General features: G+C 62.1%; 27 protein-coding genes and 1 tRNA gene. 8 read left to right on the forward strand and 20 right to left on the reverse strand.

The features are described 5' to 3' along the window. Nucleotides 1–17: 17 nt before the first annotated feature. Genes G0P99_RS00105 through G0P99_RS00115 form a run of 3 tightly spaced genes read left to right on the forward strand, consistent with a single transcriptional unit; the run spans nucleotide 18 to nucleotide 4,097 of the window. Nucleotides 18–665: an ABC transporter ATP-binding protein gene (locus G0P99_RS00105; RefSeq protein ID WP_164126543.1), complete on the forward strand. Its 648-nt coding sequence runs from the start codon at nucleotides 18–20 to the stop codon at nucleotides 663–665. After that, nucleotides 662–3,073, forward strand: coding sequence for an FtsX-like permease family protein (locus tag G0P99_RS00110; RefSeq protein WP_164126545.1), 2,412 nt, complete (start codon nucleotides 662–664; stop codon nucleotides 3,071–3,073). The genes G0P99_RS00105 and G0P99_RS00110 overlap by 4 nt, the downstream gene beginning before the upstream one ends. Beyond that, on the forward strand, nucleotides 3,063–4,097 hold the full coding sequence (locus G0P99_RS00115) for a lipocalin-like domain-containing protein (RefSeq protein ID WP_164126547.1): 1,035 nt from the start codon (nucleotides 3,063–3,065) through the stop codon (nucleotides 4,095–4,097). Before G0P99_RS00110 ends, G0P99_RS00115 begins: the two co-directional genes overlap by 11 nt. On the opposite strand, the gene G0P99_RS00120 is transcribed toward G0P99_RS00115, so the two are convergent. The 6 genes from G0P99_RS00120 to G0P99_RS00145 form a co-directional block, all read right to left on the reverse strand. Continuing rightward, a complete protein-coding gene (locus G0P99_RS00120; RefSeq protein ID WP_164126549.1) occupies nucleotides 4,094–5,146 on the reverse strand; it encodes a catalase family protein in 1,053 nt (350 codons plus the stop codon). The genes G0P99_RS00115 and G0P99_RS00120 overlap by 4 nt on opposite strands. A 94-nt stretch (nucleotides 5,147–5,240) precedes the next feature. Next, nucleotides 5,241–5,675 carry a universal stress protein gene (locus tag G0P99_RS00125; protein WP_164126551.1) on the reverse strand — a complete coding sequence of 145 codons (435 nt, stop codon included), beginning with the start codon at nucleotides 5,673–5,675 and terminating at the stop codon, nucleotides 5,241–5,243. Then, complete coding sequence (locus G0P99_RS00130; RefSeq protein ID WP_164126553.1) at nucleotides 5,672–8,281, reverse strand: TRAP transporter permease; 2,610 nt, start codon at nucleotides 8,279–8,281, stop codon at nucleotides 5,672–5,674. Before G0P99_RS00130 ends, G0P99_RS00125 begins: the two co-directional genes overlap by 4 nt. 123 nt (nucleotides 8,282–8,404) lie before the next feature. Further along, nucleotides 8,405–9,373, reverse strand: coding sequence for a TAXI family TRAP transporter solute-binding subunit (locus tag G0P99_RS00135; RefSeq protein WP_164126555.1), 969 nt, complete (start codon nucleotides 9,371–9,373; stop codon nucleotides 8,405–8,407). A gap of 256 nt (nucleotides 9,374–9,629) precedes the next feature. Next, nucleotides 9,630–10,511: an N-carbamoylputrescine amidase gene (gene aguB, locus G0P99_RS00140; RefSeq protein ID WP_164126557.1), complete on the reverse strand. Its 882-nt coding sequence runs from the start codon at nucleotides 10,509–10,511 to the stop codon at nucleotides 9,630–9,632. Nucleotides 10,512–10,612: 101 nt separating this feature from the next. Next, a tRNA-Arg gene (locus G0P99_RS00145) sits at nucleotides 10,613–10,689 on the reverse strand. A 96-nt stretch (nucleotides 10,690–10,785) separates the two neighbouring features. Between G0P99_RS00145 and G0P99_RS00150 the strand changes: the two genes are divergently transcribed. Beyond that, nucleotides 10,786–12,273 carry a fused MFS/spermidine synthase gene (locus tag G0P99_RS00150; RefSeq protein ID WP_164126559.1) on the forward strand — a complete coding sequence of 496 codons (1,488 nt, stop codon included), beginning with the start codon at nucleotides 10,786–10,788 and terminating at the stop codon, nucleotides 12,271–12,273. 92 nt (nucleotides 12,274–12,365) lie between these two features. Here the strand turns inward: G0P99_RS00150 and G0P99_RS00155 are convergent, their stop codons facing one another. From G0P99_RS00155 to G0P99_RS00215, 13 genes are all read right to left on the reverse strand, one after another. After that, the gene (locus tag G0P99_RS00155; RefSeq protein WP_164126561.1) at nucleotides 12,366–13,586 is read right to left on the reverse strand and encodes a cysteine desulfurase; all 1,221 of its coding nucleotides are present in this window, start codon (nucleotides 13,584–13,586) and stop codon (nucleotides 12,366–12,368) included. After that, complete coding sequence (locus G0P99_RS00160; RefSeq protein ID WP_164126563.1) at nucleotides 13,579–14,172, reverse strand: YIP1 family protein; 594 nt, start codon at nucleotides 14,170–14,172, stop codon at nucleotides 13,579–13,581. The genes G0P99_RS00155 and G0P99_RS00160 overlap by 8 nt, the downstream gene beginning before the upstream one ends. Then, the gene (locus G0P99_RS00165; RefSeq protein ID WP_164126565.1) at nucleotides 14,172–14,654 is read right to left on the reverse strand and encodes a YIP1 family protein; all 483 of its coding nucleotides are present in this window, start codon (nucleotides 14,652–14,654) and stop codon (nucleotides 14,172–14,174) included. The genes G0P99_RS00160 and G0P99_RS00165 overlap by 1 nt, the downstream gene beginning before the upstream one ends. Then, nucleotides 14,654–15,934, reverse strand: coding sequence for a SufD family Fe-S cluster assembly protein (locus tag G0P99_RS00170; RefSeq protein ID WP_164126567.1), 1,281 nt, complete (start codon nucleotides 15,932–15,934; stop codon nucleotides 14,654–14,656). Before G0P99_RS00170 ends, G0P99_RS00165 begins: the two co-directional genes overlap by 1 nt. Beyond that, nucleotides 15,934–16,689 carry a Fe-S cluster assembly ATPase SufC gene (gene sufC / locus G0P99_RS00175; protein ID WP_164126569.1) on the reverse strand — a complete coding sequence of 252 codons (756 nt, stop codon included), beginning with the start codon at nucleotides 16,687–16,689 and terminating at the stop codon, nucleotides 15,934–15,936. The genes G0P99_RS00170 and sufC overlap by 1 nt, the downstream gene beginning before the upstream one ends. A 12-nt stretch (nucleotides 16,690–16,701) precedes the next feature. Then, nucleotides 16,702–17,529 (reverse strand): polysaccharide pyruvyl transferase family protein, encoded by an 828-nt coding sequence (locus tag G0P99_RS00180; RefSeq protein ID WP_239059616.1) that lies wholly within the window; start codon nucleotides 17,527–17,529, stop codon nucleotides 16,702–16,704. Between the two features lie 10 nt (nucleotides 17,530–17,539). After that, entirely contained in the window at nucleotides 17,540–18,490 is a 951-nt protein-coding gene (locus tag G0P99_RS00185; RefSeq protein WP_164126573.1) for an FkbM family methyltransferase, read from the reverse strand. 2 nt (nucleotides 18,491–18,492) lie between these two features. Then, nucleotides 18,493–18,807: a heavy metal-binding domain-containing protein gene (locus G0P99_RS00190; RefSeq protein WP_164126575.1), complete on the reverse strand. Its 315-nt coding sequence runs from the start codon at nucleotides 18,805–18,807 to the stop codon at nucleotides 18,493–18,495. 32 nt (nucleotides 18,808–18,839) lie between these two features. Further along, nucleotides 18,840–19,028: a hypothetical protein gene (locus G0P99_RS00195; protein WP_164126577.1), complete on the reverse strand. Its 189-nt coding sequence runs from the start codon at nucleotides 19,026–19,028 to the stop codon at nucleotides 18,840–18,842. Nucleotides 19,029–19,084: 56 nt separating this feature from the next. Next, nucleotides 19,085–19,258, reverse strand: coding sequence for a hypothetical protein (locus tag G0P99_RS00200; RefSeq protein ID WP_164126579.1), 174 nt, complete (start codon nucleotides 19,256–19,258; stop codon nucleotides 19,085–19,087). Then, nucleotides 19,258–20,778: a Fe-S cluster assembly protein SufB gene (gene sufB / locus G0P99_RS00205; protein ID WP_164126581.1), complete on the reverse strand. Its 1,521-nt coding sequence runs from the start codon at nucleotides 20,776–20,778 to the stop codon at nucleotides 19,258–19,260. Before sufB ends, G0P99_RS00200 begins: the two co-directional genes overlap by 1 nt. Before the next feature lie 40 nt (nucleotides 20,779–20,818). Then, nucleotides 20,819–21,862, reverse strand: a complete 1,044-nt coding sequence (locus tag G0P99_RS00210; RefSeq protein WP_164126583.1) for a cysteine desulfurase family protein — start codon at nucleotides 21,860–21,862, stop codon at nucleotides 20,819–20,821. A gap of 74 nt (nucleotides 21,863–21,936) precedes the next feature. Continuing rightward, the gene (locus tag G0P99_RS00215) at nucleotides 21,937–22,395 is read right to left on the reverse strand and encodes an Rrf2 family transcriptional regulator (protein ID WP_164126585.1); all 459 of its coding nucleotides are present in this window, start codon (nucleotides 22,393–22,395) and stop codon (nucleotides 21,937–21,939) included. Between the two features lie 182 nt (nucleotides 22,396–22,577). On the opposite strand from G0P99_RS00215, the gene G0P99_RS00220 reads away from it, so the two are divergent. Genes G0P99_RS00220 through G0P99_RS00230 form a run of 3 tightly spaced genes read left to right on the forward strand, consistent with a single transcriptional unit; the run spans nucleotide 22,578 to nucleotide 24,633 of the window. Continuing rightward, nucleotides 22,578–23,231 (forward strand): alpha/beta hydrolase, encoded by a 654-nt coding sequence (locus G0P99_RS00220; RefSeq protein ID WP_164126586.1) that lies wholly within the window; start codon nucleotides 22,578–22,580, stop codon nucleotides 23,229–23,231. Next, nucleotides 23,231–23,476 (forward strand): hypothetical protein, encoded by a 246-nt coding sequence (locus G0P99_RS00225; RefSeq protein WP_164126588.1) that lies wholly within the window; start codon nucleotides 23,231–23,233, stop codon nucleotides 23,474–23,476. Before G0P99_RS00220 ends, G0P99_RS00225 begins: the two co-directional genes overlap by 1 nt. Beyond that, complete coding sequence (locus tag G0P99_RS00230; RefSeq protein WP_164126590.1) at nucleotides 23,473–24,633, forward strand: HD domain-containing protein; 1,161 nt, start codon at nucleotides 23,473–23,475, stop codon at nucleotides 24,631–24,633. The genes G0P99_RS00225 and G0P99_RS00230 overlap by 4 nt, the downstream gene beginning before the upstream one ends. Nucleotides 24,634–24,853: 220 nt before the next feature. Here G0P99_RS00230 and G0P99_RS00235 read toward each other — a convergent pair whose 3' ends face one another. Further along, nucleotides 24,854–25,648 carry a class II glutamine amidotransferase gene (locus G0P99_RS00235; protein ID WP_164126593.1) on the reverse strand — a complete coding sequence of 265 codons (795 nt, stop codon included), beginning with the start codon at nucleotides 25,646–25,648 and terminating at the stop codon, nucleotides 24,854–24,856. Nucleotides 25,649–25,861: 213 nt separating this feature from the next. Here G0P99_RS00235 and G0P99_RS00240 point away from each other — a divergent pair, with 213 nt between their 5' ends. Continuing rightward, nucleotides 25,862–26,197 (forward strand): multidrug efflux SMR transporter, encoded by a 336-nt coding sequence (locus tag G0P99_RS00240; protein WP_164126595.1) that lies wholly within the window; start codon nucleotides 25,862–25,864, stop codon nucleotides 26,195–26,197. The last annotated feature ends 9 nt before the right edge of the window (nucleotides 26,198–26,206 follow it).

Genomic DNA, 26,206 nt, shown 5'->3' on the forward strand with positions numbered 1-26,206 from the left:
GAAAGAAGAGACACGCCATGCTGCTGACAGTCGACCAGGTGTCCAAGACCTATCCCGGCGGCCGTCCGGTCTTGCAAGATGCCTCGATATCGCTGGCCCAGGGCGAGAGCCTTTCGCTCACCGGGGAAAGCGGCAGCGGCAAAAGCACCTTGCTGCATCTGGTTGCGGCTCTTGATGGGTTTGATGCCGGACAGATCACCTTTGATGGGATATCCTATTCGACATTGGACGACGGCGGTCGGGCGGCCTTGCGCCGTAATCGTGTGGCCCTGGTGTTTCAGCAGTTCAACCTGATCCCTTCGCTGACCGTGGCGCAAAACCTCGCCTTTCACGCGCGACTTGCGGGGCGGCACGATCCGGCGTGGACGACAGAGATCGCCGGGCGGCTCGGGCTGGACGGCGTCCTGGATCACTTCCCCGAACAGCTGTCCGGCGGCCAGCAGCAAAGGGTCGCAATCGGGCGGGCAATGTCTGTGCGGCCAAAACTCCTGCTGGCGGACGAACCAACCGGCAACCTTGATGAGGTTGCGGCCAAAGCGGTGCTTGATCTGATGCTGGATCTCGTCCGAGTCTCGGGGACCGCATTGCTGCTGGTGACCCACTCACAATCCGTCGCGGCCCGCCTTGACCGGCAGGCGCATCTTGCAGGGGGCAGGGTCACATGATCCGGGCCGCGACCCTTGCGCTTTGGTCGCATTGGCGGCGCCATCCTGTTCAGCTCTTGACCCTCGTTGTGGGTATCGCCCTTGCCGCCGGATTGTGGTCGGCGGTTCAGGCGATCAATGCCGAAGCCCGCGCCTCATACGCGCGCGCCGCCGCGCAACTGGGTACAGACAGGCTCGACCGGCTGAGCCGCTCTGACGGCGCACCCATGTCAGTCTCGGAATATCTGAAGCTTCGCCAGGCAGGGTGGCAAGTGGCCGCCGTCTTGCAGGGGACATTGCGGGTCAACGGGGGCGGCGTAACGGTTACGGGTATCGACCTTCTGGCCTGGCCGGATCTGCCCGCGATTGCCGAGGCCTCCTCGGGCTCCATCGCCCCGGTCGAGGTTTTGACCGCGCCCGGACGGCTGTTCGCCGACGCGGAACTGGCCAAGGCGCTGCGTGATCGCCCGGACCTGCCGCCGGTTAGCGAGACCACCGCCTTGCCGCCAAGGCGCATCCTGACCGACATCGGCACCGCCGAGGCGATATTGAACCGCGCGGGACAGATCTCCTATCTGCTGGTGTTGCCTGACCAGCCCAAAGGGCGCCCGCCGCTGGCCGAGATCGCACCCGGCCTGACACGGCAGGCCGCCCGCGGCACCCAGGATATCGCCCGACTGACCGACAGTTTCCACCTGAACCTGACCGCCTTTGGCCTGCTGTCCTTTGTCGTAGGCCTGTTCATCGTGCATGGTACCGTCGGGCTGACATTTGAACAGCGACGACCGTTGATCCGTACCCTGCGGGCGCTTGGCCTGCCGATGCGCCTGCTGATGCGTCTGATTCTGGCGGAGCTGCTGCTGCTGGCGCTGCTCGGTGGGGCAATTGGCCTTGTGCTGGGGTATCTGGTCGCAGCGGCCTTGCTGCCCGATGTGGCCGCAACCCTGCGCGGCCTCTATGGCGCTCCGGCCGAAGGTTCGGTGTCACTCCGCCCGATCTGGCTGGTTTCCGGGCTTGGAATGGCCGTCGCCGGAACGCTGTTGGCCAGCGCGCAGACGCTCTGGCGCCTGTCGCGCCTGCCGATCCTGGCGGCCCCCGGGCAACATCGCTGGAGTGCGCGGCCACGGGCCATGCGCATGCAGATGCTGTCCAGCCTTGTTGTTGTCGCGACCGGCATTGCGGCCTTTGCCGTTTTCGACGGGCTGATCGCAGGCTTTGCCTTGATGGCCGGGTGCCTGTTGGGGGCGGCCCTCGCCCTGCCTCCGGCTCTTGCCGGGTTGCTGTTCCTGGGCAAACGGATGGTGCGGGGCCCACTGGCCGAATGGGTCATGGCCGACATGCGGGCGCAATTGCCCGGCTTGTCGCTGGCACTGATGGCGCTGCTTCTGGCATTGGCCGCCAATATCGGCGTGGGCACTATGGTAGCCAGCTTCCGGCTGACATTTGACGGATGGCTCGACCAGCGGCTGACCTCAACCTACTACGTTAACGCGCGCGACGATGCCCAGGGGGCGGAACTGGCCGCGTGGCTTACCCCGCGCACCGATGCTGTGTTGCCGATCCGTTCGGTCGAGATCACCACCGGCACGCATCCGCTCTTTGTCTACGGGATTGTCGATCATGTCAGTTATCGTCGGCACTGGCCGCTCATCGCCGCCGATGCGGATGTCTGGCAGAGGGTGATGAGCGGACAGGCGGCGCTGATCAACGAACAGATTGCCCGCCGGGACGGGCTGTGGCCCGGCTCCACGATTACACTTGCCCCGGAGTGGGAGACGCCGGTGGCGGGGGTCTATTCCGATTACGGTAATCCAACGGGCCAGGCAATTGTGGCGCTTGACCGTTTGCTCGACCATTTCCCGGACGTGCCCAACACCCGCTTTGGCGTGCACCTGCCCGCCGACCAGGCCGAACAACAGGCCGAGGAGTTGCGCGCGGTATTCGACTTGCCACCCGGCGCCGTGATCCCGCAACAGACGCTCAAGGCGCAATCGCGGGCTATTTTCGAAAAGACATTCCTGGTGACGGGCGCGCTGAATGTGCTGACACTTGGCGTGGCTGGATTTGCCATTCTGACCAGTCTGCTGACCCTGTGGTCCCAGCGGTTGCCGCAACTGGCGCCGGTCTGGGCCCTGGGGCAGACGCGCACCGGGCTTGCCTGGTTGGAGCTGTTGCGGGCGGTGGTGCTGGCCGCAATGACAGCCTTGTTCGCCGTGCCGCTTGGCCTTGTACTCGCCTGGCTCCTGCTCAGCGTGATCAATGTCGCGGCTTTTGGCTGGCGACTGCCGATGTACCTGTTCCCTCTGGAATGGGTGCGCCTGTTTGCGCTGGCATTGCTGACCGCCGCGGCGGCCGCCGCTTTGCCCATGCTGCGTCTACGCCGCCTGCCACCTGCGCAACTTTTGAAAGTGTTCGCCAATGAGAGTTGAGGTGCTGATCCTTTCCCTACTCTGGCCCTGGGCCGTCTCAGCGCAGGGCTTTGCCGGACTGGGTACCGAGGTCGAAGGGTTTGCCATACCGCAGCGGGGCATCGAGCTGAGCTTTCCCTCCGACCATGGCCCGCATCCCGATTTCCGCATCGAATGGTGGTATCTGACCGCGACGCTGGATGGTGCAGACGGGCGCCAGTACGGCTTGCAATGGACACTCTTCCGTTCCGCTCTTGAACCCGGTGACAAACCAGGATGGCAGAGCCCGCAGATCTGGATGGGTCATGCCGCCGTGACGACCCCGGACGCCCATTACTTCACCGAGCGCCTGTCGCGCGGCGGGATCGGACAGGCCGGTGTATCCGCCACCCCGTTCCTGGCCTGGATCGACGAATGGGAGATGTCGGGTGATCCCTCGGGCGAAATGCGACTGACCGCCGCCGGGCAGGATTTCGCCTATAGTCTCGACATGCATGCAAAGGGGCCGCTGGTCCTGCACGGCGACCAAGGCTATTCGGTGAAATCCCAGGCTGGACAGGCCAGCTATTATTACTCCCAGCCGTTCTTGCAGGTAAGTGGAACGCTCGACCTGCCCGACGGACCAGTTGCGGTGACCGGATCGGCGTGGATCGATCGCGAGTGGTCCTCGCAACCACTCTCGGGCGACCAGACCGGGTGGGACTGGTTTTCGCTGGCACTGGACGATAACGCGCGAGTCATGGCCTTCCGCCTGCGGGGAATCGACGACTATACCTCGGGCACATGGATGGCACCCGATGGAACGGCCACCCCCCTGGCAGACGGCGCCATCCGGGCCACGCCTGTGCAATACGCCTCCGATAGCGGACCCGAGGTGCCGGTCAAATGGCATCTGGAAATCCCGTCACAGGGTTTGGACGTGCAAGTCTCGGCACTTTTTACCGGCGCCTGGATGGCAACCTCGTTTCCTTATTGGGAAGGCCCCGTCACCGTAACCGGCAGCCACACCGGGCGCGGTTATCTGGAAATGACCGGTTACCGCTAGACACCTTCGGCGTGACGGGCCCGAGCCAGAGCCTTGTAGACCTTGTTGCGCACGCGGTTCACCGCGCCCAGCGGCCGGTGATCCGGCAAGGTGTTCCAGATGTTGAATGCCATCCGGTCCCCCGCCGCGATCAATTCCGTCCGCGCGGCCGCATCGGCCACGTCCAGCGGCGGGATATCGATCCGGCCGACCCGTATCCAGGGGGCACCGTTCTCGGTCCAGTTGACATTCGGATCCTCGATGGGATGGGCGACCACATCCTCTTGCGGCTGGATGTAAAAGCCGAACGTTGCCCCCTGCCCGCTCAGACCCGCCAGCAACCGGTCGGTCAACCCGTCCTTGCCGGTCACCCCGTCTCGCAGCTCGCCCGGTGCCGGCGCAGGCTCGGGCACCACCCGGTGCTTGACCGCGATATCGCCGTGCAGGAACGGCGTGGTGCTCCAGTAGATCGCACGCAGAGGCGAAACAGGCTGCTGGTCGCCGAACTTCTGTGCGACGGCATAGATATCATGGCTGAAGTATTTCTTGAGAAACTTCAGGTATATGCCATTGACGATGGCGGCCAGCGCCTCATCCCCGTTCCGTTTGAAGTTCAGAACCTCGGACACCAGGTCGTTAAAGGCTGAATACTCGTTCAGGTCGCCTTCGAAAAAGGTTTCGTTGTCGACAAGGATAAAGTCGAGCGTACCTGCCGCATCCGCCGGACCTTCGACCCTTTGACCCGGCACACCGAACAGGCGGATCGCCATGCCATGCGCATCCCCGCCCGAGGGATCGTCCTTGCGTTCGGTCCCGTTGGAAAACCGGATTACCGCGTCGAACTCGGCCGGTTGCGCAAATAGTCCTATGCGGTACTCGGCGGGAACATCCGGCCCGACCACGAACCGGGCCGGTATCGCCCCATGACCCTTGGGGTGTTGCGCCCGCCACTTGAAACCGTTTGGTTCCACTTCCATCATCTTGAGGTTGGCGGCAATGATATCAGCGATGATCGCATCTTCGTTCACAGAGATCGGCGCCTCACCGAGGTCGCCACGAATAGCTGTCATGTCAAAATACCTTTCGAAAAACTCCTGCGGCCAAACACCTGCCGCGCCGCCACGTTACCACGGACGGTTGTAAAATCCAGACCGTGAAACAGCCTCAACCGCGGACGACAAACACCGAAACAGGCGCATGCCGGACGACGCGCGATGCGTTTGGACCCAGCAGGTAATCCCGCAGGTCTGGCTTGTGGGCCCCCACCACGATCAGGTCGCTCTGCGCCGCCTCGGCAACCTTGAGGATTTCCCTATAGGCGGTGCCGGTTGCCACTACGTGCCGGATAGAGGCGTTCCGTTCTTCGCCCAATGTCTCGGTACACAGCCGGACAAGCTGGGCATGGGCGGCCTCTATCGCCTTGTCGTGATGATCCTTTTCGAAGAACCCCGAAACCCAGGTTTCCCCAAAATCAGGCAACACCGTCATCACGTCCATACGGGCGCTATCCAGGTCGGCCATCCGGGCGGCCTGTCTCAATACCCCGACATCCTGATCTCGATTGCTGATATCGACGGCGCATAGGACCGAAACGCTCATGCCGGTTCTCCCTCTCTGGATGCGCGGGCACGTTGGACAAAGGCGATCAGCGCAAGCAACAGCAGCCCGGGAATGAAAACCAGTTCCTTGGGTGGTTGATGGGCTGGCGCCTTGACCGCCACAATCCGCACCGGCTCATCCCCGTAGAAGTCGAAGCCTTGCAGGTTCTCGCTGATCGGGGTTCCGAACATCGGCTCTTCCAGTTTGACCAGACCATCCTCTTCAAACGGGAGGAAGCCCATCGCGTCGATCCGTGCAGCACCATCGGCCTCATCCCCAACCGTCAACTCCAGGCTCAGATCCTTTGTCGCGCCGCTGACGAAGTCGGGACCCGAGACGACAACCCGCAGGATATCCCCGGGATCGGCCTCCCCTGCCGCTTCGGCAAACTGCGCCGGTTCGATCTGTTCGAACGGCGGAACGATCCGGTTCATCACATAGTCTGGCCGGAACAGGATAAACGCCACCAGGATCAGCGCCGCGCTTTCATAGATTCGGCTGTGGGTCAGGAAGTACCCCATGGTTCCGGCGGTGAACACCAGCACAGCAATGGTCGCCGATATCGCCACCAATATGCCCTGCATCCAGGTCACGTCGATCAACAGCATGTCTGTGTTGAAGATGAATACAAAAGGCAGCGCCACAGTGCGCAGGCTGTAGAAGAAGGCGACAAAACCGGTCTTGATCGCATCCCCGCCCGACACGGCGGCGGCGGCAAAACTCGCCAGGCCCACCGGAGGCGTCACATCGGCCATGATCCCGAAGTAGAAGACAAAGAGATGCACGGCGATCAGCGGCACGATCAGCCCGGATTGCGCGCCCAGTTCCACCACCACACCCGCCATCAGCGAGCTTACCACGATGTAGTTGGCCGTGGTCGGCAGGCCCATGCCGAGGATAAGGCTGAGAACCCCGACCATGATCAGCATCAGCACCAGGTTGCCACCCGACAGGAACTCGACTAGGTCGGCCATCACCTGACCCACCCCGGTCAGGGTCACGGTGCCCACGATCACCCCTGCGGTGGCCGTGGCCAGCGCAATGCCGATCATGTTACGGGCCCCATCGATCAGCCCCTGCCACAGATCCCTCAGACCGGACATGAAGCTATTGGCGACGTCCGACTGTCCCCGGAACATCGCCTTGAGCGGCTTTTGGGTCAGCAGGATAACGAACAAGAGCGCCGTCGCCCAAAAAGCAGACAGACCCGGCGACTTCTGTTCGATCATCAAGAAATAAACGAGCACGATGATCGGCAGCAGATAATGCAGCCCAGCCTTGTAGATCTTGGGAATCTCGGGCAGTTCCACCACTTCGGCATTGGGGTCGTCCGGTTCCAGGTCGGGCGCCTTGGCCGCGACCCAGAGAAGCGCCAGATATGTGGCAACAACCGCAAGTCCCAGGATCAGCCCGGCCATGCTGGGCGCCCAGGCGGTAATCGCCTGTGCCGGAAACTGCGTGGCATAGCAGAGCCCGGCGAAGACCGCAAAGAAACTGAGCATGCCGACGATGGTTCTGGCCAGGTGCACCTCGCGGTTACCCAAAGTCGGCATGTTCCGCTTCACCGCCTCCAGATGCACGATATAGACCAGCGCGATATAGCTGATCGCGGCGGGCAGGAACGCATGCGTAATCACCTCGACATAGGAGACCCCCACATATTCCACCATCAGAAAGGCCGCGGCCCCCATGACCGGCGGCATGATCTGCCCGTTGACCGAGCTTGCGACCTCGACCGAGCCAGCCTGTTCACTGGTAAAGCCCACGCGCTTCATCAGGGGGATGGTAAAGGTGCCGGTGGTGACCACGTTGGCGATGGAAGACCCCGAGATCAGACCGGTCGCGGCGGAACCCACGACGGCCGCCTTGGCCGGGCCACCGCGCAGGTGTCCCAATGCGCCGAACGCCATCTTGATGAAGTAGTTGCCGGCCCCTGCCTTGTCCAACAGAGCACCGAACAGAACAAAGAGGAAAACGAATTTGGTCGACACGCCAAGCGCGATCCCGAACACACCCTCGGATGTCAGCCACATATGGCTCATCGCCTTTTTCAGGCTGGCGCCTTTCCAGCGGATCACCTCGGGCACCCATTCCGAGGCGCCAAAGAACACATAGAGCAGGAAGATCGTGGCGATGATCGCCATTGCCGGGCCAAGCGCCCGGCGCGCGGCCTCGAACAGCAGGATCAGGCCAACCAGGGCCACCCATTTGTCGGTGTCATCGGCCAAACCGCCCGAATTCACCAGCTTGTCGTAAAAGATGTAACCGTAAAGCGCGATCAGCGCGCCAACCACCGCCATGATCCAATCCTGAACTGGGATGCGATCATGCGGACTGGATTTCAGCGCAGGATATGCGGCAAAGGCCAGAAACAACGCAAAGGCCAGATGCACCTGACGCGAGTTGTTCACGATACTGCCGGGCAGGATCAGGTTCGACATCGGCGAGGCCAGGATCAGCTGGAACACCGACCAGATCACCGCCACGATGGCCAAAAACAGCCCGACGTTCCCCACCGGATCGCGTGCGCCCGCATCCGAGGATGTAACCAGATCCTGCAACTCTTCTTCGGAAAGCGGACGGTTGCCCGATTTGTCAGAGGCCATGCGAATAACTCCCTGTCCCGCCGGGCGCTTCTGTCTGTCGCCGGCTTGATACTTCTTGCCCGGCTTCCGGCCGGGAGGGTGCGGGGCGCAAAACCGATGCGCCCCGCTGCGTCGATATCAGGATCAGTTGATCCAGCCGCGCTCGCGATAGTACTTCTCGGCGCCCGCATGCAGCGGTGCCGACAGTCCGTCCTTGATCATTTCCTCTTCCTTGAGGTTCGAGAAAGCCGGGTGCAGTTTCTTGAAGTCCTCGAAATTGTCGAAGACAGCCTTGACCAGAACATAGACCGCGTCGTCGGAAACATTGGCCGAAGTCACCAGCGTCGCGCCGACCCCAAAGGTGTGCACGTCATCCGGGTTGCCGCGATAGGTACCGCCGACGATGGTCGCCTTGCGGTAGAAGGTATTGTGGTCGACCAGTTTATCGATGGCTGTGCCTTCGACATTCACCAGGACCGAGTCGCAGGCAGTGGTCGCCTCCTGGATCGAGCCCGACGGGTGGCCGACAGTATAGATCATCGCGTCGATCTGGTTGTCGCAGAGCGCCGCCGACTGCTCGGCCGCCTTCAATTCGCTGGCCAGGGCAAAATCGCTCAGCGACCAGCCCATCGCCTCGAGCACAACATCCATGGTGCCGCGCTGACCCGAACCCGGGTTGCCGATGTTCACGCGCTTGCCCTTGAGATCGTCAAAGGTTTTGACACCCGAATCCGCCCGCGCAACCACGGTGAAAGGCTCGGGATGGATCGAGAAAACGGCGCGCAGATCCTCGAACTTGCCAGCCTCTTCGAACTTGGACGACCCGTTATAGGCATGGAACTGCCAATCCGACTGTGCGACGCCGAACTCCAGTTCACCCTCGCGAATGGTGTTGATGTTGTAAACCGATCCGCCGGTCGACTCGACCGAGCAGCGGACGCCATGTTCCTTGCGGCCCTTGTTCACCAGGCGGCAGATCGCACCACCGGTCGGATAATAGACACCGGTCACGCCGCCGGTACCGATTGTGATGAACTCTTCGGCCATAGCGGCCGGGGCCATGAAGGCTGTCGTCACCAATGCAGCAAGGCTGAATTTGTTCAGTTTTTTCATCGCTGTACTCCCATTTTCTTATTCTTCGCCAATGTTCGGCGCTCAGGGCAAAGGCCCACCCGCCGAGCTTTGCGGGCTAATGCAGGCAGTCGATCGTTGCAATGTTAAACGGCAGTATCTATTGGTTTCTCCCTGCCCTCCAAGGGTTTCATCCGCACTTGCACGTTGTCAAGCCACGGCTCGGACCGAATGCGGTGCGTGCCTCAATTCTGAGGTTGAAACCGGATTTTTCCCCGAAACTGGGCTTGCTACAGGGTCATCCGACAACCGGATTGCGCCCATCAACCGTTTGCAAGGCGCCATACATGTCCGGCCTGCGGTCCCGGAACAGGCCCCAGGCCCGGCGGTACCTAGCGATCTCGTCCAGATCGAACGCCGCCGTCAGAACCGTCTGCTCGGTACGACCGGCCTCGGCCACCTTGGCGCCGGTATGGTCGGCGATGAACGACGAGCCATAGAATGTCATCTCGTCAGCACCGACCTTTTCAACCCCGATCCGGTTCGAGGCGACCAGCGGCATGACGTTCGCCGCTGCATGTCCCTGCATCGTGCGCTGCCAATGGCCGGAACTGTCCAACTCGGGTTCCTGCGGTTCAGATCCGATCGCTGTCGGGAACATCAGCACCTCTGCCCCCATCAGCGCCAGGGCACGCGCCGTTTCCGGAAACCACTGGTCCCAGCAAATGCCGCAACCCAGGCGGGCAAACCTTGTTTGCACCACCTGAAACCCCGTATCTCCCGGGGTGAAATAGAATTTCTCCTCATATCCGGCACCTTGCGGAATGTGCGTCTTGCGATAATTCGCCAGGATCTCTCCGTTCGCGTCAACAATCGCAAGAGCATTGAAGAACGCCTGCCCCGCGCGCTCAAAATAAGAGACAGGCAGAACGACCCCCAGTCGGCGCGCCACCGTCTGGAAATGGGCGATGGCCCGATCGCTCTCCAGCGGATTGGCCAGGTCGAAATGGCGCGGAGAGATTTCGGAACAGAAATACGGGGTCTGGAACAGCTCCTGCAACAGCACGATCTGTGCCCCCCGATCCGCTGCCTCTACAACTAGGCTCTCCGCGTTCGAGATATTCTCCTCGAGATTCCAGGTGCAGGCCATTTGTGTTGCCGCAACAGTGATCTGAGCCATTCATTCCTCCGTCCCATGCTTGCGTCCGTTTTGCATGTTGCAAGGCCAAACACGCATCGGCAACCGCCGAAACACAAGACAAACCAGAAGTTTTTAAGAGATGGCGCACCCGACAGGATTCGAACCTGTGACCTCTGCCTTCGGAGGGCAGCACTCTATCCAGCTGAGCTACGGGTGCCGGTGATCCGGGCTATACGGTATAGGGACGGGTACTGCAATCGGTTATCTGCGGATTTTTCTTGCTTTACTGCCGGTTGGTTTTCCAAATGGCGACATGGAACGTACCCCATCGCTTTTCCTGTTGATCCTGTTGCAAGTTGCCGTCTCCGCCGCCTCTCTGGTGGTCGAGATCGTGGCCGGGCGGATGCTTGCGCCTTACGTCGGCATGTCGCTTTACACCTGGACCTCGGTCATCGCGGTCGTGCTGGCCGGGTTCTCCCTGGGGCACTGGATTGGTGGTCGCTTGGCGGAGTATCCGCCCCGGCGCGCGCTGAACCTGACCGGGTGGACGATGGTGGCCGCAGCGCTCACAACGGCGGCCTCCGCCCTTTTGCTGCGCGCCATGTCCGGCCCGGTGCTGGCGGCCGTGCCGCACCCGGTCTGGGGAATCGCCGTGCTGACGCTTGCCGTCTTCTTCCTGCCGTCGACCTTTGCGGGTGTCCCGGCCCCGGTTCTGGCGGCATTGGCCGTAACACGCCGCGAAGGGGCCGGCCGGGCGCTCGGTGCGATGTTTGCGGCCGGCGCCCTGGGGGCAATCGCCGGAACGCTGCTTGCCGGGTTTCTCTTCATCTCGTGGCTCGGGTCGACGCTGACGCTGCTGACGGTGACGGGGATCTACGCGATCTCGGGCCTGATCTGCTTCCGCCTTGCCGGCGACAGGCTGCTGGCACCGCTAATTGCCGTTCTGGTCGTTGCGGGACTGGCCGCCGCGGCGCTTGCGGCCCCAAATCCCTGCACCCGCGAAAGCCGCTATTACTGCATCCGCGTCATCGAACTGGGATCACCTGAGGCTCCGGAGCGGCTGATGGTGATCGACCACCTGGGGCACGGGATCAGCGCCCGTGACGCTCCGCTGGTGATGTACACGGATCATGCCGCCATGCTGGACGCGCTGGCCCGCATTCGCGCCGCGCACAAAGAGTTCACCTCATTCTTCATCGGCGGCGGCTCCTATTCCATCCCGCGCGCCTTTGCCCTGCGCGGTACCGGCCCCCGCACTGTAGCCGAGATCGACCCAGAGGTGACACGCATTGCCGCCGAGCAGTTCTGGTTCGACCCCGCCAGCGCCGAAATCCTGCATGAGGACGCCCGCCGCGCCCTGTTGACACGGCCCGACCGGCGCTATGACGTGATCCTGGGCGACGCCTTTACCGACGTGGCCGTTCCTGCGCACCTTGTTACCCGAGAGTTCTTTGAACTGGTTCGAGACCGGCTCGCCCCCAAAGGCACCTATCTGATGAACGTCATCGACTATCAGGACCGGCTGCATGCACTCGCTGCGCTGGTGCGCACATTGGGCACCGTATTTCCCGAAGTCGAAGTCTGGACCAGCACCACTCCCCCGCCACCGGGAGAACGCGCGGTCTTTGTGATCGCGGCGGGATCACACCCGACCGGGCATTCCCGGTTCGTCACCCGCGCCCCGGACAGAACAGAGTTCGGTGCGCTGGACCCAAGTTGGGTCACCCAACTGGCGACGACGGGGACATTGCTCACCGATGATTTCGCCCCGATCGACCGCCTGATCGGACGCCCGGACTAGGACCCGCTCCTTCATTTCGCCCAAAACACTCCGTGGGAGTCGCGCATCCGCGCGACGGGGGCAGCGCCCCCTTGCCCCGCAATATATCGCTGTCAGGCGAACAACTCGTGTGCCAGCTCCAGCGCGTCGATCAGCGTATCCACATCTTCGCGGGTGTTATAGAGGCCGAAACTCGCCCGACAGGTCGCAGTGACGCCCAGATGCTCCATCAGCGGTCCGGCGCAATGGTGGCCTGCGCGCACGGCGACGCCTTTCTTGTCCAGGATGGTCGAGATGTCATGCGCGTGCGCGGCACCTTCGAGCGTAAAGGAGAAGATCGCTGCCTTGCCCGGCGCATGACCCTGCACGTTCAACCAGTTAAGCCCCGCAAATCGCTGGCTCGCATAATCCCGCAAACCTGCCTCGTGCGCGGCAATATTCTCCATGCCGAGATCCATCAGATACTCCAGCGCCACGCCGAACCCGATGGTCTGCACGATGCCCGGGGTACCCGCCTCGAACTTCATCGGCGGATCGTTGTAGATCACCGTGTCCTTGGTAACCTCCTTGATCATGTCGCCGCCACCCAGAAACGGGCGCATCTCCGCCAGACGTTCGGCCCGGCAATAGATCGCGCCCGACCCCGAAGGGCCATAAAGCTTGTGCCCGGTGATAGCATAGAAATCACAGCCGATATCCTGCACGTCGACCGGCATATGAACCGCGCCTTGCGAGCCATCGACCAGTACCGGCACGCCCCTGGCACGGGCCCCGGCACAGATGGATTTTACATCAACAACGGTTCCCAACACATTGGAACACTGGGTCACGGCCACCAGTTTTGTCTTGGGTCCGATAGCGTCCAGAACCGCCTGAGGGTCCAGTGACCCATCCGCCGCGGGATCGACCCATTTCAGAACCACGCCCTGACGTTCCCGCAGGAAATGCCAGGGGACGATATTGGCGTGATGCTCCATCGTGGACAGCACGATTTCGTCGCCTGCCTGCATGTGCGGCATGGCCCAGCCATAGGCGACCATGTTGATCCCCTCGGTAGTGCCCGAGTTCAGCACGATTTCATCCTCGGACCCGGCATTGAGGAACCGCGCGATGATACCGCGCACGGCCTCGTATTTCTCGGTCGCGAGATTCGACAGGAAGTGCAGGCCACGATGGACGTTGGAATACTCCATCGCATAGGCCTGGGTGATCGCGTCGATGACCACCTGCGGCTTCTGGGCCGAAGCGCCATTATCCAGGTAAGTCAGAGGCTTGCCGTTCACCTCTCGCCCAAGAATGGGAAAATCGGAACGAATTTTCTGGACATCATACATGCGGAGGAGCTCCCGGGATTGGTCCCCCGGCAAGGGACAGCAGAACGAAAAGTGAAAACGCGATGGCCAGGATCGACAGAACCAGAACACCCGCCGCGTACATCAACGACCCCAGCCGATGGGCCTGATCGATGAAGTGAAGAAAAACGTAAAGCGCCACCAGATTGGCCGCCAGCGCCAAAAGCGCCGACAGGATCGGGATGGTGAGCGCCAGTACCAGCGTGACCGCCTGTACGACCACCAACAAAAGCTGCATCCAGACGATCAGCGCCATCACATCGCCAAACGATCCCTGCCCGCCCAGCCACCGGCCGACGCGATGAACCGCGAGGATCGTCAGCATCAATCCGCCCGCCATTAGCGCGCCATACCCAACCACCGACACCGGCATGCCCGGCAAAGGCATGCTCATCGGCCCAAAGGCAAGATTGGACAACCCATGCAGTAATGCGTTCAGAACTACCGCCAGCGCCAGCCCCAGCCACAGGGTCTCGCGCCCCAGGTTCAACGCCATGACGTCCCGCGCCGCTTGTGCCGGATTGGTGATCGACAACAGGGCCAGGCGGCGGATTTCGCTGGGGGTCATTATTCCGGCCTTTCCGCCTGGTAGAGATTGGACAACCAGAACCACAGGAACACGACCATCCACAAGAGGCCAACGATGCTCAACGCCGGTCCGGGGCCGATAAATCCCGCAACCAGCCCATTGAGCAGAACCAGCGGAGTGGAGGCCAGCAGCGACCAGAACAGCGCCAACCGCGCCGCATAGGCGGTGCCACGCCCCCCCAGCACCCGTGCAACCCAATGCGACAACAAGGCAAGGGTATAGAGCACAAGCGGCAGGATGATCACGCTGCCCAGCAGCGCGCCCCCCATCAGCATGTCCAGTTCCAGCTGCTCCAGATGGGCGCGGCGTGCCAGCGCCGGCATCTGGGCCACAAAGGCGATGACGCAAAACGCCATGACCAAGGCCAGCGCGCGGTCTTCGCGCTGACCCATGTCCAGCAGCCGGCGCATCACGCGCCGCGGCCCCCGATAGGTGGCGACGATATCGGCGGTGACCGGCATCACGACCGCCGCGCCAGCCAGCCTTCGAGCCGCGAGACGATGTCTTCAGCCAGCGATTTGTCCTCGACCTCGTCAACCGCCTCGGCCAGGAAGGCCAGCGTCAAGAGATCGGTCGCCTCTTTCAACGGCACGCCGCGTGAGCGCAGGTAAAACAGCGCGGTCTCGTCGATCGCGCCGCTGGTCGAGCCATGCGAACAGGCCACGTCATCGGCATAGATCTCCAGCTCGGGCTTGGCCAGGAACTGGCTGTCATCGTCCAAGAGCAGTGACTGGCTGATCTGATAACCATCAGTCTTCTGCGCGCCGGGCTTCACCAGGATCTTGCCCTGGAACACGCCGGTCGCGCCATTGCGAAGCACCTTCTTGAACACCTGTCGGCTTTCGCAACCCACCGCATCATGGGTGATGAACACGGTGTCGTCATGAAGGAAATCGCCGTCGCCGACACAGGCCCCCGCCACATGCGCCACCGCATCGTCGCCGGTCAGTTCAACCACCTGTTCGTTGCGGGTCAACACCCCGTTCACTGTCAGGGTAAAGGATTTGTAGACCGATCCTTCGCCAAGCCGTGTGAACATATGGGTCACCGCCCGGCGTTCATGGTCGCGCCCCTGGGCCCGCACGTGATGCAGCGTTCCGCCATCGGCAATGTCGATCTCCATGCATTTGTTGAACCGCGATGCTGCCGGTCCGTTCTCCAGAACGGTGACCACAGCCCCGCTCTCCACCCGGATCACGTGATGCAGAATCGCGTCCGAGGTTTCGGATGCATGCTGATAGATCAGGCTGATCGGCTTCGACGGGGTTCCGGTTACATGGATCGCCACACCATCGGCGGCAAAGGCCGTGTTCAGCGCCGCCAGCGGGCGCGGCACAGGCGTATGACCACGCGCTTCAAGAACGCCGTACAAGTCCTTGGCCCAATGGATATCTTTGCAGCATATATCCTCGATACGCTCGATCTGGACACCTTCCAGTTCAAGCGGATCCGACGCCTCGGGATCGAACACACCATCGACAAAGACGATCTTCAGCCGGTCGACCGCATCGAACATCATCGGCTCGCCCGCTTCGAACGTGGCGGCGCGCGGTGCGTCCGGTGTGATCAGCGAATCGGGCCGGGTGTACTTCCAGTATTCGTCGCGCCGGCCGGGCACACCCATCTCTCGTAACCGGGCCAAAGCGGCCTCACGCGCGGCGCGGGTGCAGCCGGCCTCGGGCAGATGCAGCGACGACAAAAGGGCTTCGGTCGCGGTCTGTTTCTGAGCAGGCAGCGCCATCAGTTCACCTCGGCCAGAATGTCGGCATAACCGTTGTTCTCCACCTCCAGCGCCAGCTCGGGACCGCCGGTCTTGATGATGCGGCCATCGGCCATGATATGCACCACATCCGGTTTGATGTGATCCAGCAGGCGCTGGTAATGGGTGATCACAAGGAAGCCGCGCCCGGCATCGCGCAGCGCATTCACGCCCTCGGCCACTAGCTTCATCGCATCCACATCAAGGCCCGAGTCGGTCTCGTCCAGAATGCACATCTTGGGCTCCAGCATGGCCATTTGCAGGATCTCGTTGCGTTTCTTTTCACCGCCCGAGAAGCCCACATTGACCGGACGCTTCAGCATATCCGCGTCGATTTTCAGGGTCTTGGCCTTGGCACGCACTTCTTTCAGGAAGTCGGCGGCGCTCAGCTCCTCTTCGCCGCGCGCCTTGCGTTGCGCATTCAGCGCGGTGCGCAGAAAGGTCATGTTGCCGACGCCGGGAATCTCGACCGGGTACTGGAACGCCAGAAACAGGCCCGCCGCGGCGCGTTCCTCCGGCTCCATCTCCAACAGGTCCACACCTTCGAGCTGGGCCGACCCTTCGGTCACCTCATAACCGTCGCGACCGGACAGAACATAGGACAGGGTGGATTTCCCCGATCCGTTCGGTCCCATGATCGCATGCACCTTGCCCGCCTCGACGGTCAGGTCCACGCCTTTGAGGATTTGCTTGTCCTCTTCTTCAAGTTTGACGTGCAGGTTTTTGATTTCAAGCATGATTTCCTCGTCTCAATTCGAATCCACCGAAATGGCGGAGGCAGGGGTTTGGGCGCGCATATGCACCGGGAAAGCGGTCAACAGATCGGCGCGGGCGCGGGCAACACCTTCGGCCCAGGCCAGCCTGTCGTCATCCTTGAGGCCGCGCAGATGCGCGGGCACCTCGGCCAGCGTCAGCGGTATGTCCAGCGGACGGCCCACCGAGGCGGCATAATCGTAATACTTCAGATGCTGCTGCCCGCCGGGCATCAGCCAGCTCGACGGCACGCCGCAGGCATCGGCCACGATCAGCCCATGCAGGCTGGCCGAGATCACATGCCGGCACGCGGCGATGCGGCGGCAGACCTCCAGCGCGTCGCCCGCCACGTCGATCAGTTCCAGTGCCGGTTCCTTCTCCAGCAGCGCGGCCAGCGTCGGGTCGCCCAGCATCGAATGATGCGGTACCAGCGCGATCCGGTCGGCCCGCGCGGGCAGATCGCCCAGCAGATCCGCCACCAGCAGGCCGGGATCGCCAAAGGCCCTCATCCTCAGCCCAAGCAGATCGGCACTCAGTGGCCCCCGCACCAGCGCCACATCGACGTTTTCCAGAAACCCGGTCGACCCCACCGGATGCAGCAGCCCCGCGCCCCAGATCACCGGGCGGCGCCCGTCGGGCGCCGGTTCGCCATAGTTCCGGCGCATCACCTGGATCAGCGAGCCGATGGCCAGCATCTCGCAGCCTTTGGGCCCGGCATGGCGCACCTCGCGACCCGAAACATGGCTCACCACCAGCGCAGACAAGGTGTCGCCGAAGTTCGGCACACCCTTCCACCAGTAGAGCCGCAATGGTTCGGATCGCATGGCGCACATCTCAGCGGTCCTTCAGCATCCAGGCGGGAAGCGTATCGACAAACCGGGCGGGAACATCCGCATCGGCCAGGCCGCGCCGGACCAGCTCGTCCAGACAGAACACGGTCAGGTCGAAACTGCCGAACACACAGGAAGAGGCAACCGCCAGCTGCCGAACCTGCTCGTCACTCCACTCGGCGATCGTTTCGGGATCGCGGATGTAAATGGCGTCGCCATCCATCATCTGGCTGCGGACGGTCTTGTAAGGCAGCCGCGCATTCTGAGAATTGATAATCTGCCGGGACTTGGTGAACTGGAACGTGTGAAAACGGAAGCCCTGGTCGTGCAGTTCCACATCCAGCGGTCCGAACAGCGGCTCGTCTTCGTAGATCCGATAGAACCGCACTTCGGGCACGATGCACACGGCCTCGGACAGCTTGGTCCGCCCGGTGCGGATCACATCCAGTTCACCGCCCTGAATGTCGATCTTGAGCATGTCCGGACGCGGCAGCACATCGTCGCCCAGATCATCCAGCGCGATCAATTCCATATCGATCGGGTCACGCCGCGACTCTGTCCATTGCGGCTTGCCAAGAAAGGTCACCGATTCACGCCGAACCGGAAACAACGACCCCAACCCGCTCAACCGATGGGGATAGAACCGTCCGGGCCCTGTCGGCCCCACCGCGCGTTGCAGGTAATGCGTTCCGGGTCGCGGCTCGGCCATCAGCGCGTCAAACGACGCCTGGTCCGGCTCGAACCCCCAAACCTCGCACCCGCCCACCTGCAAGAGGCGGTCATAATCCGGCACATTGATCGGGTTGGCGCCGACATCGGTGATCCGCATCGGCCGCTCCGGCGAAAGCACGTCGCGCAGAAAGGCATAGCGCTGTGCCAGCAATCGTGCCGCGCGCGGCTGATCGTCAAGCTGATCTGCCTCGGGGCCGTCCGGTGTCATTGCGTCGTCTTCCATGTTCAGCCCAACACAACAGCGGTGCCAGAGGCCGACACCATCAGCATCGAATCCGCCACGACCTCGTAATCAAGGTCCACACCAACGACGGCATCCGCACCCAGCGCCGTAGCGCGTTGCTCAAGCTCGGCCAGGGCTGTCTCGCGCGCATCCTGCAACTTGCTTTCATAAGCGCCCGAGCGACCGCCAACGATATCAGTGACCGAAGCAAAGAAATCGCGCACCACATTGGCGCCCATGATCGCTTCTCCGACCACGATGCCCTTGTAATCGACGATACGGCGCCCTTCGATGCCGGGCGTGGTTGTGATGATCATGCGTTTTTGTCCTTCGCTACCCCAAGGCATCGTCATCTCCGCCCCGCCAGCGCCCGCAAGAGCCGCGCCAGACCCCATCCCATAACCGCGCCCAGGGCCACGGCTGTCACCGGGTTGACGAAATCCTCGCGGTTCAGGTTGACAAAGATCATTCCAGCCAAACCGCCCGCAACCGGCAGCGCATAGGCCAGAAAGGTCAGGATATCGTCACCCTTGGGCATTTCCCGGCCTCACATTCCGTCAGAATTCGACAGAGGCTGCGAGAGAAGCAACATGCTCATTCGCCCTGCCCCCGGAACACGATCATGGCGACGCGTATCGCGCCATAGGCCATGGCAAACACCAGCGCGCTGAACAGCGTTCCAATCGGCGTTTCTGCACCGCGCCACACAAGCGACACCGCCACATAGACGGCAGTGGCCAGCAGAACGTCGAACGCGACCCGCTGCATCAGCCCACCGACCCTTCGAGGCTGATCGCCACCAGTTGTTGTGCCTCCATGGCAAACTCCATCGGCAGCGCCTGCAACACGTCCTTGCAGAACCCATTCACGACCAGCGCGACCGCCGCTTCCTCATCGATCCCGCGCGAGCGGCAATAGAACAGCTGATCCTCGTCCACCTTGGACGTGGTCGCCTCGTGCTCGCAGCGCGACGAGTTATTCTTGACCTCGATATAGGGCACCGTGTGCGCCCCACATTTGTCGCCGATCAACAGACTGTCGCACTGGGTGTAGTTGCGGCTGTTCTTGGCCTTGGGATGCATCGACACCAGCCCGCGATAGGTGTTCTGGGCCTTGCCCGCGCTGATCCCCTTGGAGACGATGCGCGATTTTGTGTTCTTGCCCAGATGGATCATCTTGGTGCCGGTGTCGGCCTGCTGCATGTTGTTGGCGATGGCGATGGAATAGAATTCGCCCTGGCTGTCATCGCCGCGCAGGATGCAGGACGGGTACTTCCAGGTCACGGCCGAGCCTGTTTCCACCTGCGTCCACATCACCTTGGACCGGTCGCCCCGGCAATCGGCGCGCTTGGTAACAAAGTTGTAGATGCCGCCCTTGCCATTCTCGTCACCCGGATACCAGTTCTGAACGGTCGAGTATTTCACCTCGGCGTCTTCCTCTACGATGATCTCGACCACGGCAGCATGGAGCTGCGCCACATCGCGTTTCGGAGCGGTGCAGCCCTCCAAATAGGACACATAGCTGCCCTTGTCGGCGATGATCAGCGTCCGCTCGAACTGGCCGGTATTCTCGGCGTTGATGCGGAAATAGGTCGACAGCTCCATCGGGCAGCGCACGCCGGGCGGCACATAGACGAACGAGCCGTCCGAGAACACGGCCGAGTTCAGCGTCGCATAGAAATTGTCGCTGACAGGCACGACCGAACCGAGGTATTTCTTGACCAGTTCGGGATGCTCGCGGATCGCCTCGGAAATCGAACAGAAAATCACGCCCGCCTTTTTCAGCTCGGCCTGAAAGGTGGTGCCGACGGAGACGGAATCGAATACCGCATCGACCGCCACCTTGCGGCCCTCGACAGGCGCCGCATCAGCGCCTTCGACCCCGGCCAGGATCATCTGTTCCTTGAGCGGAATGCCCAGTTTCTCATAGGTCGCCAGCAGCTTGGGGTCGACATCGTCCAGCGATTTGGGCTTTTCGCTCATGCTCTTGGGGCGGGCATAGTAATACTGATCCTGAAAGTCGATTTCGGGATAGTTGACCATCGCCCATTTCGGCTCGGTCATGCCGGTCCAGCGCTCGAACGCGGCCAGCCGCCATTCGGTCATCCAATCGGGCTCTTCGTTCTTGCTCGAGATCAGCCGCACAATATCCGGGTTCACGCCCTTGGGGGCGTATTCCATCTCAATCTCGGTTTCCCAGCCGTATTTATAGGTACCCGCCTCGCGGACGGCATCCACCGTCTCCTGATCGACGCCTTCTTTTACCTGGGTCTGGTCCAATGCGGCCATAAGAGCCCTCCTTCGCGCAAAGCGCGCTGTTAGTTCTGTGTCACGCGGCGCGCGCGCGGTGTTTCTTTTCTTTGTCCAGCCACGCCTCGGCAAAGCGCAGCACATCCGTTTCGGTCGTCTCGGGCCCCAGCGACACGCGGATCGCGCTCATCGCCGTGGCCTCGTCATATCCCATCGCTTGCAGCACCGCGCTGGCGCGGACCTTGCCGCTGGAGCAGGCGCTGCCGGCGCTGATGGCGAATCCGGCCAGGTCCATCTGCATCACCTGGGTCTCGCCCTTCCAGCCGGGCGTCGCCAGACACAGGGTGTTCGGCAGGCGGGGCCGACCTTTCCCGACAAAAATAGTAGATTTTGCACCGGCCTCAAGAGCATTTTCTAGAATATTTCTAAGTTTCTCGACCCGCTCCCAGACCCCATCTGCCAGATCGCGCGCGGCGGCCTCGGCAGCGGCGCCAAATCCGGCGATACCGATGACATTCTCGGTGCCCGAGCGGCGCCCCATCTCCTGTCCGCCACCCTTGATCTGCGCCGCCAGATCGGTGCCGCGCCGCATCACCAGCGCTCCGATCCCCTTGGGGCCGCCCAGCTTGTGCGCCGAGACGAGCGCCATCTGGGCCCCGAGCCAGTTAAAGGCGACCGGCAATTTGCCAAAACCCTGCGTCGCATCGGTCACCGCCAGTCCCTGCGGCAAGTCCTGAAGGATACCCGTCTCGGAATTGGCGAGTTGCAGGGTCGATCGCGCGGGATCTGCCACCGTCACCATACCATCGGCGGATACGGGCAAATCCTCTTTGATCCAGGCTCTTACAGCATCATGTTCAAGCGCGCACCCGTGCAATCCCCGGTCCTTGAGCGCCAGCGCGGCAGCCTCGGTCGCGCTGGAGGTAAAGACGACATCCGCCCCCTCGGCGCCAAAGGCCGCGGCGACCTGCGCACGTGCCTTTTCCACCACCGCCTTGGCCGCGCGCCCTTCGGCATGGACCGAGGACGGGTTGCCGCAGACATCCATCGCCGCAATCATCGCCGCCCGCGCCTCGTCGCGCAGCGGTGTGGTGGCATTATGGTCGAGGTAAACACGCATCACAGAGTCATCATTTCATGGCGGGTACGGCCAGATAGACGGGCCGGAGGAGATTGGCAATCGGACCCGTTCCGGGTCTAGTCATCGACAACCGAAAACAGGGTTGGCACCGCCGGACATGGTGCCAGATCATTGCGCACCACATCCGACAGGCGGGTCTGGTGCAGAAAGACATAGACATGCGCGCTCAGCCCTTCCCAAAGGCGGTTGGTCAGGGATTGCGCACGGCTGCCAGACATCGCGCCCGAGGCACCGGCCCCCTTGTGCATCGCGTTCACCGATTCATCGACGGCGGCCAGCACATCGACCACCCGGATCTCCGACGCTGGCCGGGCGAGCCGATAGCCGCCGCCGGGGCCGCGCACGCTTTCCACCAGATTGGCGCGGCGCAGCTTGACGAAAAGCTGTTCGAGGTAAGGCAGCGAGATATCCTGCCGCGCCGAGATTTCGCCGAGCGTCACCAGCGTATCGGCTGATTGCAGCGCAATGTCGGTCAGCGCCACCATTGCGTAACGCCCTTTTGTCGACAGTTTCAACTCTGACCCTCCGCTGGGCGCTCAGACGCGCGAAATCATTGACCTTATCGCCCTCAGTGCGTATCTCCCACTGACAGCGCTGCCGTAGGCCGGCAGTTTGATTAGAACCGTTCTAAGATGCCTTAGGGATTCCGTCAAGTTTGCCCGGGTATCGCAGGAAATGACACAGGACAAAAGCACACATGCCCGAGGTGATTTTTCCCGGACCCGAAGGCCGTCTGGAAGGCCGCTACCACCCGCAAAAGGAAAAAGACGCACCCATTGCCATCGTGCTGCATCCGCATCCGCAATTCGGCGGCACCATGAACAACAAGGTGGTCTATAACCTGCACTATGCCTTCTACAATCTGGGCTTTACCGTACTGCGGTTCAATTTTCGCGGCGTCGGGCGCAGCCAGGGCGAATATGATCAGGGCATTGGCGAGCTGTCCGATGCGGCCTCGGCGCTCGACTACCTTCAGTCGATGAACAACAATTCGAAACACTGCTGGGTCGCGGGCTTTTCGTTTGGCGCCTGGATCGGCATGCAACTCTTGATGCGCCGCCCCGAGATCACCGGTTTTGTCAGCGTGGCCCCGCCCGCCAATATGTACGACTTCTCGTTCCTGGCCCCCTGTCCGTCCTCGGGCCTGATCATCAACGGAACGTCCGACCGGGTCGCACCGCCCGCAGATACCCGCTCGCTGGTTAACAAGCTGCATGAGCAGAAGGGCATCACCATCACCCATACCGAGGTCGAGGGCGCCGATCATTTCTTCCAGAACCAGCATATGGACACGATGATCACCAACGTTGCCGATTATGTGAAACGCCGCCTGACCGAGACGTCGCGCTGATGGCGGGAAGCATCGAATCCCTCGCTGCAAAGCTGGCCGAGGACACGATGAAAGTGATGGACCAGACCGGCGAGGAACGGCTTTTTGTCGAGGTGGGCAAGGTGCTGGCCGCCTCGTCGCAATCTCTGGAAGAGGCCTATCTGACAGAGATCCGCGTGCGTCTTGCCGAACGCCAGGCGCGCCGCTTCCTGATCCAACGGATGAACGAGTTGAAGGCGGCGCAAGCCCCCAAGGGCAGCCAATGACAGCCCGCCTGTCGGCGCAGATCGACTTTCTCAAGGTCGCGGACAGGTTGAAGACCGTCGAGCGGGCCAATGTCCTGATGGACCTGTCGCGCCCCGAAAACTCGGCCGAGCACAGCTGGCACCTTGCCCTGTGGGCTCTGGCGCTTGAACCTTTTGCCGGGCCGGATGTCTCGGTTGGCCGCGCGATCCGGATGCTGCTGCTGCATGATCTGGTCGAGATCGAAACCGGCGACCATCCGATCCACGAAGAGACAGACTGGCAGGCCGTCGAACGGGCCGAGCGTGCCGCCGCGCGCCGCCTCTTCGGTCTCTTGCCACCGGATCAGGCCACGTGTTTTCACGACCTCTGGACCGAGTTCGAGGCCGACACCACGCCAGACGCCCGTTATGCAAAAATGCTGGACCGGTGCCAGCCATTGTTCCAGGTGCTTTGCGCCGATACCCCGCGCCCTGATCATGTGGATGTGGTGCGCGACAACCTCGGGACCGGGCGCGCAGCCTATCTTGCCTCGGCCCTGCCCGAGGCGTTCGCCCATGCGATGGCCCTGCTGGATGGCACCCCCGCCAGCCTGGACCGGTTTACCGAGCGCCTGCCATTCCTGGTCGAAGCCGACAAGTTGAAAACCGTACACCGGGCCTCGCGCCTTCTGGATGACAGCCGATACGAGAATTCTGCGGAACACAGCTGGCACATCATGCTCTACGCCTGGGTACTGGATGAATACGCCGTGCAGCCGGTCGATACCGATCGGGTTCTGCGCATGCTCCTGCTGCATGACCTGGTCGAGATCGACGCCGGCGACAATCCGATCCACGGCAATGTGGATCATGCCGTGCAAGAGGCGCTGGAACAGGCCGCTGCCGACCGTCTGTTCGGACTGCTGCCGCCGGATCAGGGTGCCGCATTGCGGTCGCTCTGGCAGGAGTTCGAGGCCGCGCAAAGCCCCGAGGCGGTCTTTGGCAAGGCCGTCGACCGGGTACAGACACCGATCGCAAACCTGGAAAACGGCGGCGGATCCTGGGTCAGCTACCGGGTCAGCCTGCCACAGCTCGAAACCCGGGTCGGCCAGCCGGTCAGCCGCGGCGCGCCCGATCTCTGGACCTGGCTCCAGCCACAGCTTCTGGACTGTTTCACCCGACTGGGACTGCCGGTCTGACGGGTCAGACCCCTGTCGAGGTGACAGTCTGTTCGAGCTGAGCAGCAGGATTCGGGGCCGGGTCCTGTGGTGCAAATCCCAGGCCAACGGCAACCACAAGAAGCGAGGCAATCAAGACGGCTTTGATAAAAGGCGTGATCATGACAAATATCCGAAAAAACAAACAATGGCCTTACCCTAGCCAGCCGACTCTGCTTGACCAAGTCAGGTATTCTTGACCTCAGGCCGCGTTGGCCAGATCCGCCGGACCAAACTCGCGCTCAACCGCGCCGTCAACATTGATCGTCAGGATCCGGCCCGGCATCAGTTCCGTCCAGTCGCCCTCTTCCTGATCCAGCGGTTCCGACACAACCGCCCATCCCTGCCGCGCCTTGGAATACCGGTAATAGACCGAAGGCGCGATGTGATCCGAGGAATAGCGCACCGCATAGAGGGTCTGACCATCGCTGAACGCCGCCGACAGACGCATGTGCGGCGTGGTTCCCATCGCCTGGCTCAACCCTTCGAGCCGCGCCACCGACCGCGCCAACGCGCCATGCGGGTCGCTCTCCATGCCTTCGCTCATCGCCACCAGGAACAGCACTTCGGAATCCGTGCTGCCCTTGCGATAGGCATAGTATTCGTCGGCGATCAGCATGTCGGCATGTTTGCGAAACCGCTCGAACCCGCCGACTTGACCGTTATGCATGAAGCACCACTGCCGGGCCGAAAACGGATGACAGTTGTTGCGGCTGATACACGACCCGGTCGAGGCGCGCACATGGCTCAGAAACAGGCCCGAGCGCACATGATGGGCCACAGCGCGCAGGTTCGGATCGGACCATGCCGGATAGACATCGCGATACAGCCCCGGTTCGGGCCGGGCATCGTACCAGGCCACCCCGAATCCATCGCCATTGGTCGCGGTCTTGCACTGCTCTGCATGGGCGCTCTGGGCAATCAGCGAATGCCCCGGACGTGAAATCACATCTTCCAGGAAGATCGGCGTTCCATGATAGGCGGCCCAACGGCACATGATCGCTCTCCAATATGCTGGCGCATGTCCTTGGGCGCCCGGGAAACTCCTATGCGTTCCTTATAGTGATCCGGATTTTCCGCAAAGTGAATCCGTGCACACTCGATTGTTCGCAATTGTGCCAAATACGTCGGTCTGTCGCTTGCCTGTTTTTTCGGTTAGGGCGAGGGCGTCTAGAGACACAATGCGAATCCATCGGCGCGGAGGTCGGCCATGCCTGTCCACTATTTCTACCTCATTCTCGCCGTCGCGGCGGAAACGGTCGGCACCACGGCGCTCCAGGCCAGCCAGCAGTTCACCCGCCTCGTGCCTTCGGTTCTGGTTGTCCTCGGATATGGCCTGGCCTTCTACCTTATGGCACAGACCCTGCGGGTGATGCCCGTTGGGATCGTCTACGCGATCTGGTCGGGGCTCGGCATCGTGTTTATCGCCGCCATCGGCTATATGGTCTTTGGTCAAAAGCTCGATCTGCCCGCCCTTCTGGGCATCGCGATGATCGTCGGCGGCATCCTTGTGATCCATCTTTTCTCGGCCACATCCACCCATTGATGCCGCGAC

Origin of the sequence: Ruegeria sp. PrR005 (assembly GCF_010500245.1) — a bacterium.
Classification (GTDB): domain Bacteria; phylum Pseudomonadota; class Alphaproteobacteria; order Rhodobacterales; family Rhodobacteraceae; genus Ruegeria_B; species Ruegeria_B marisflavi.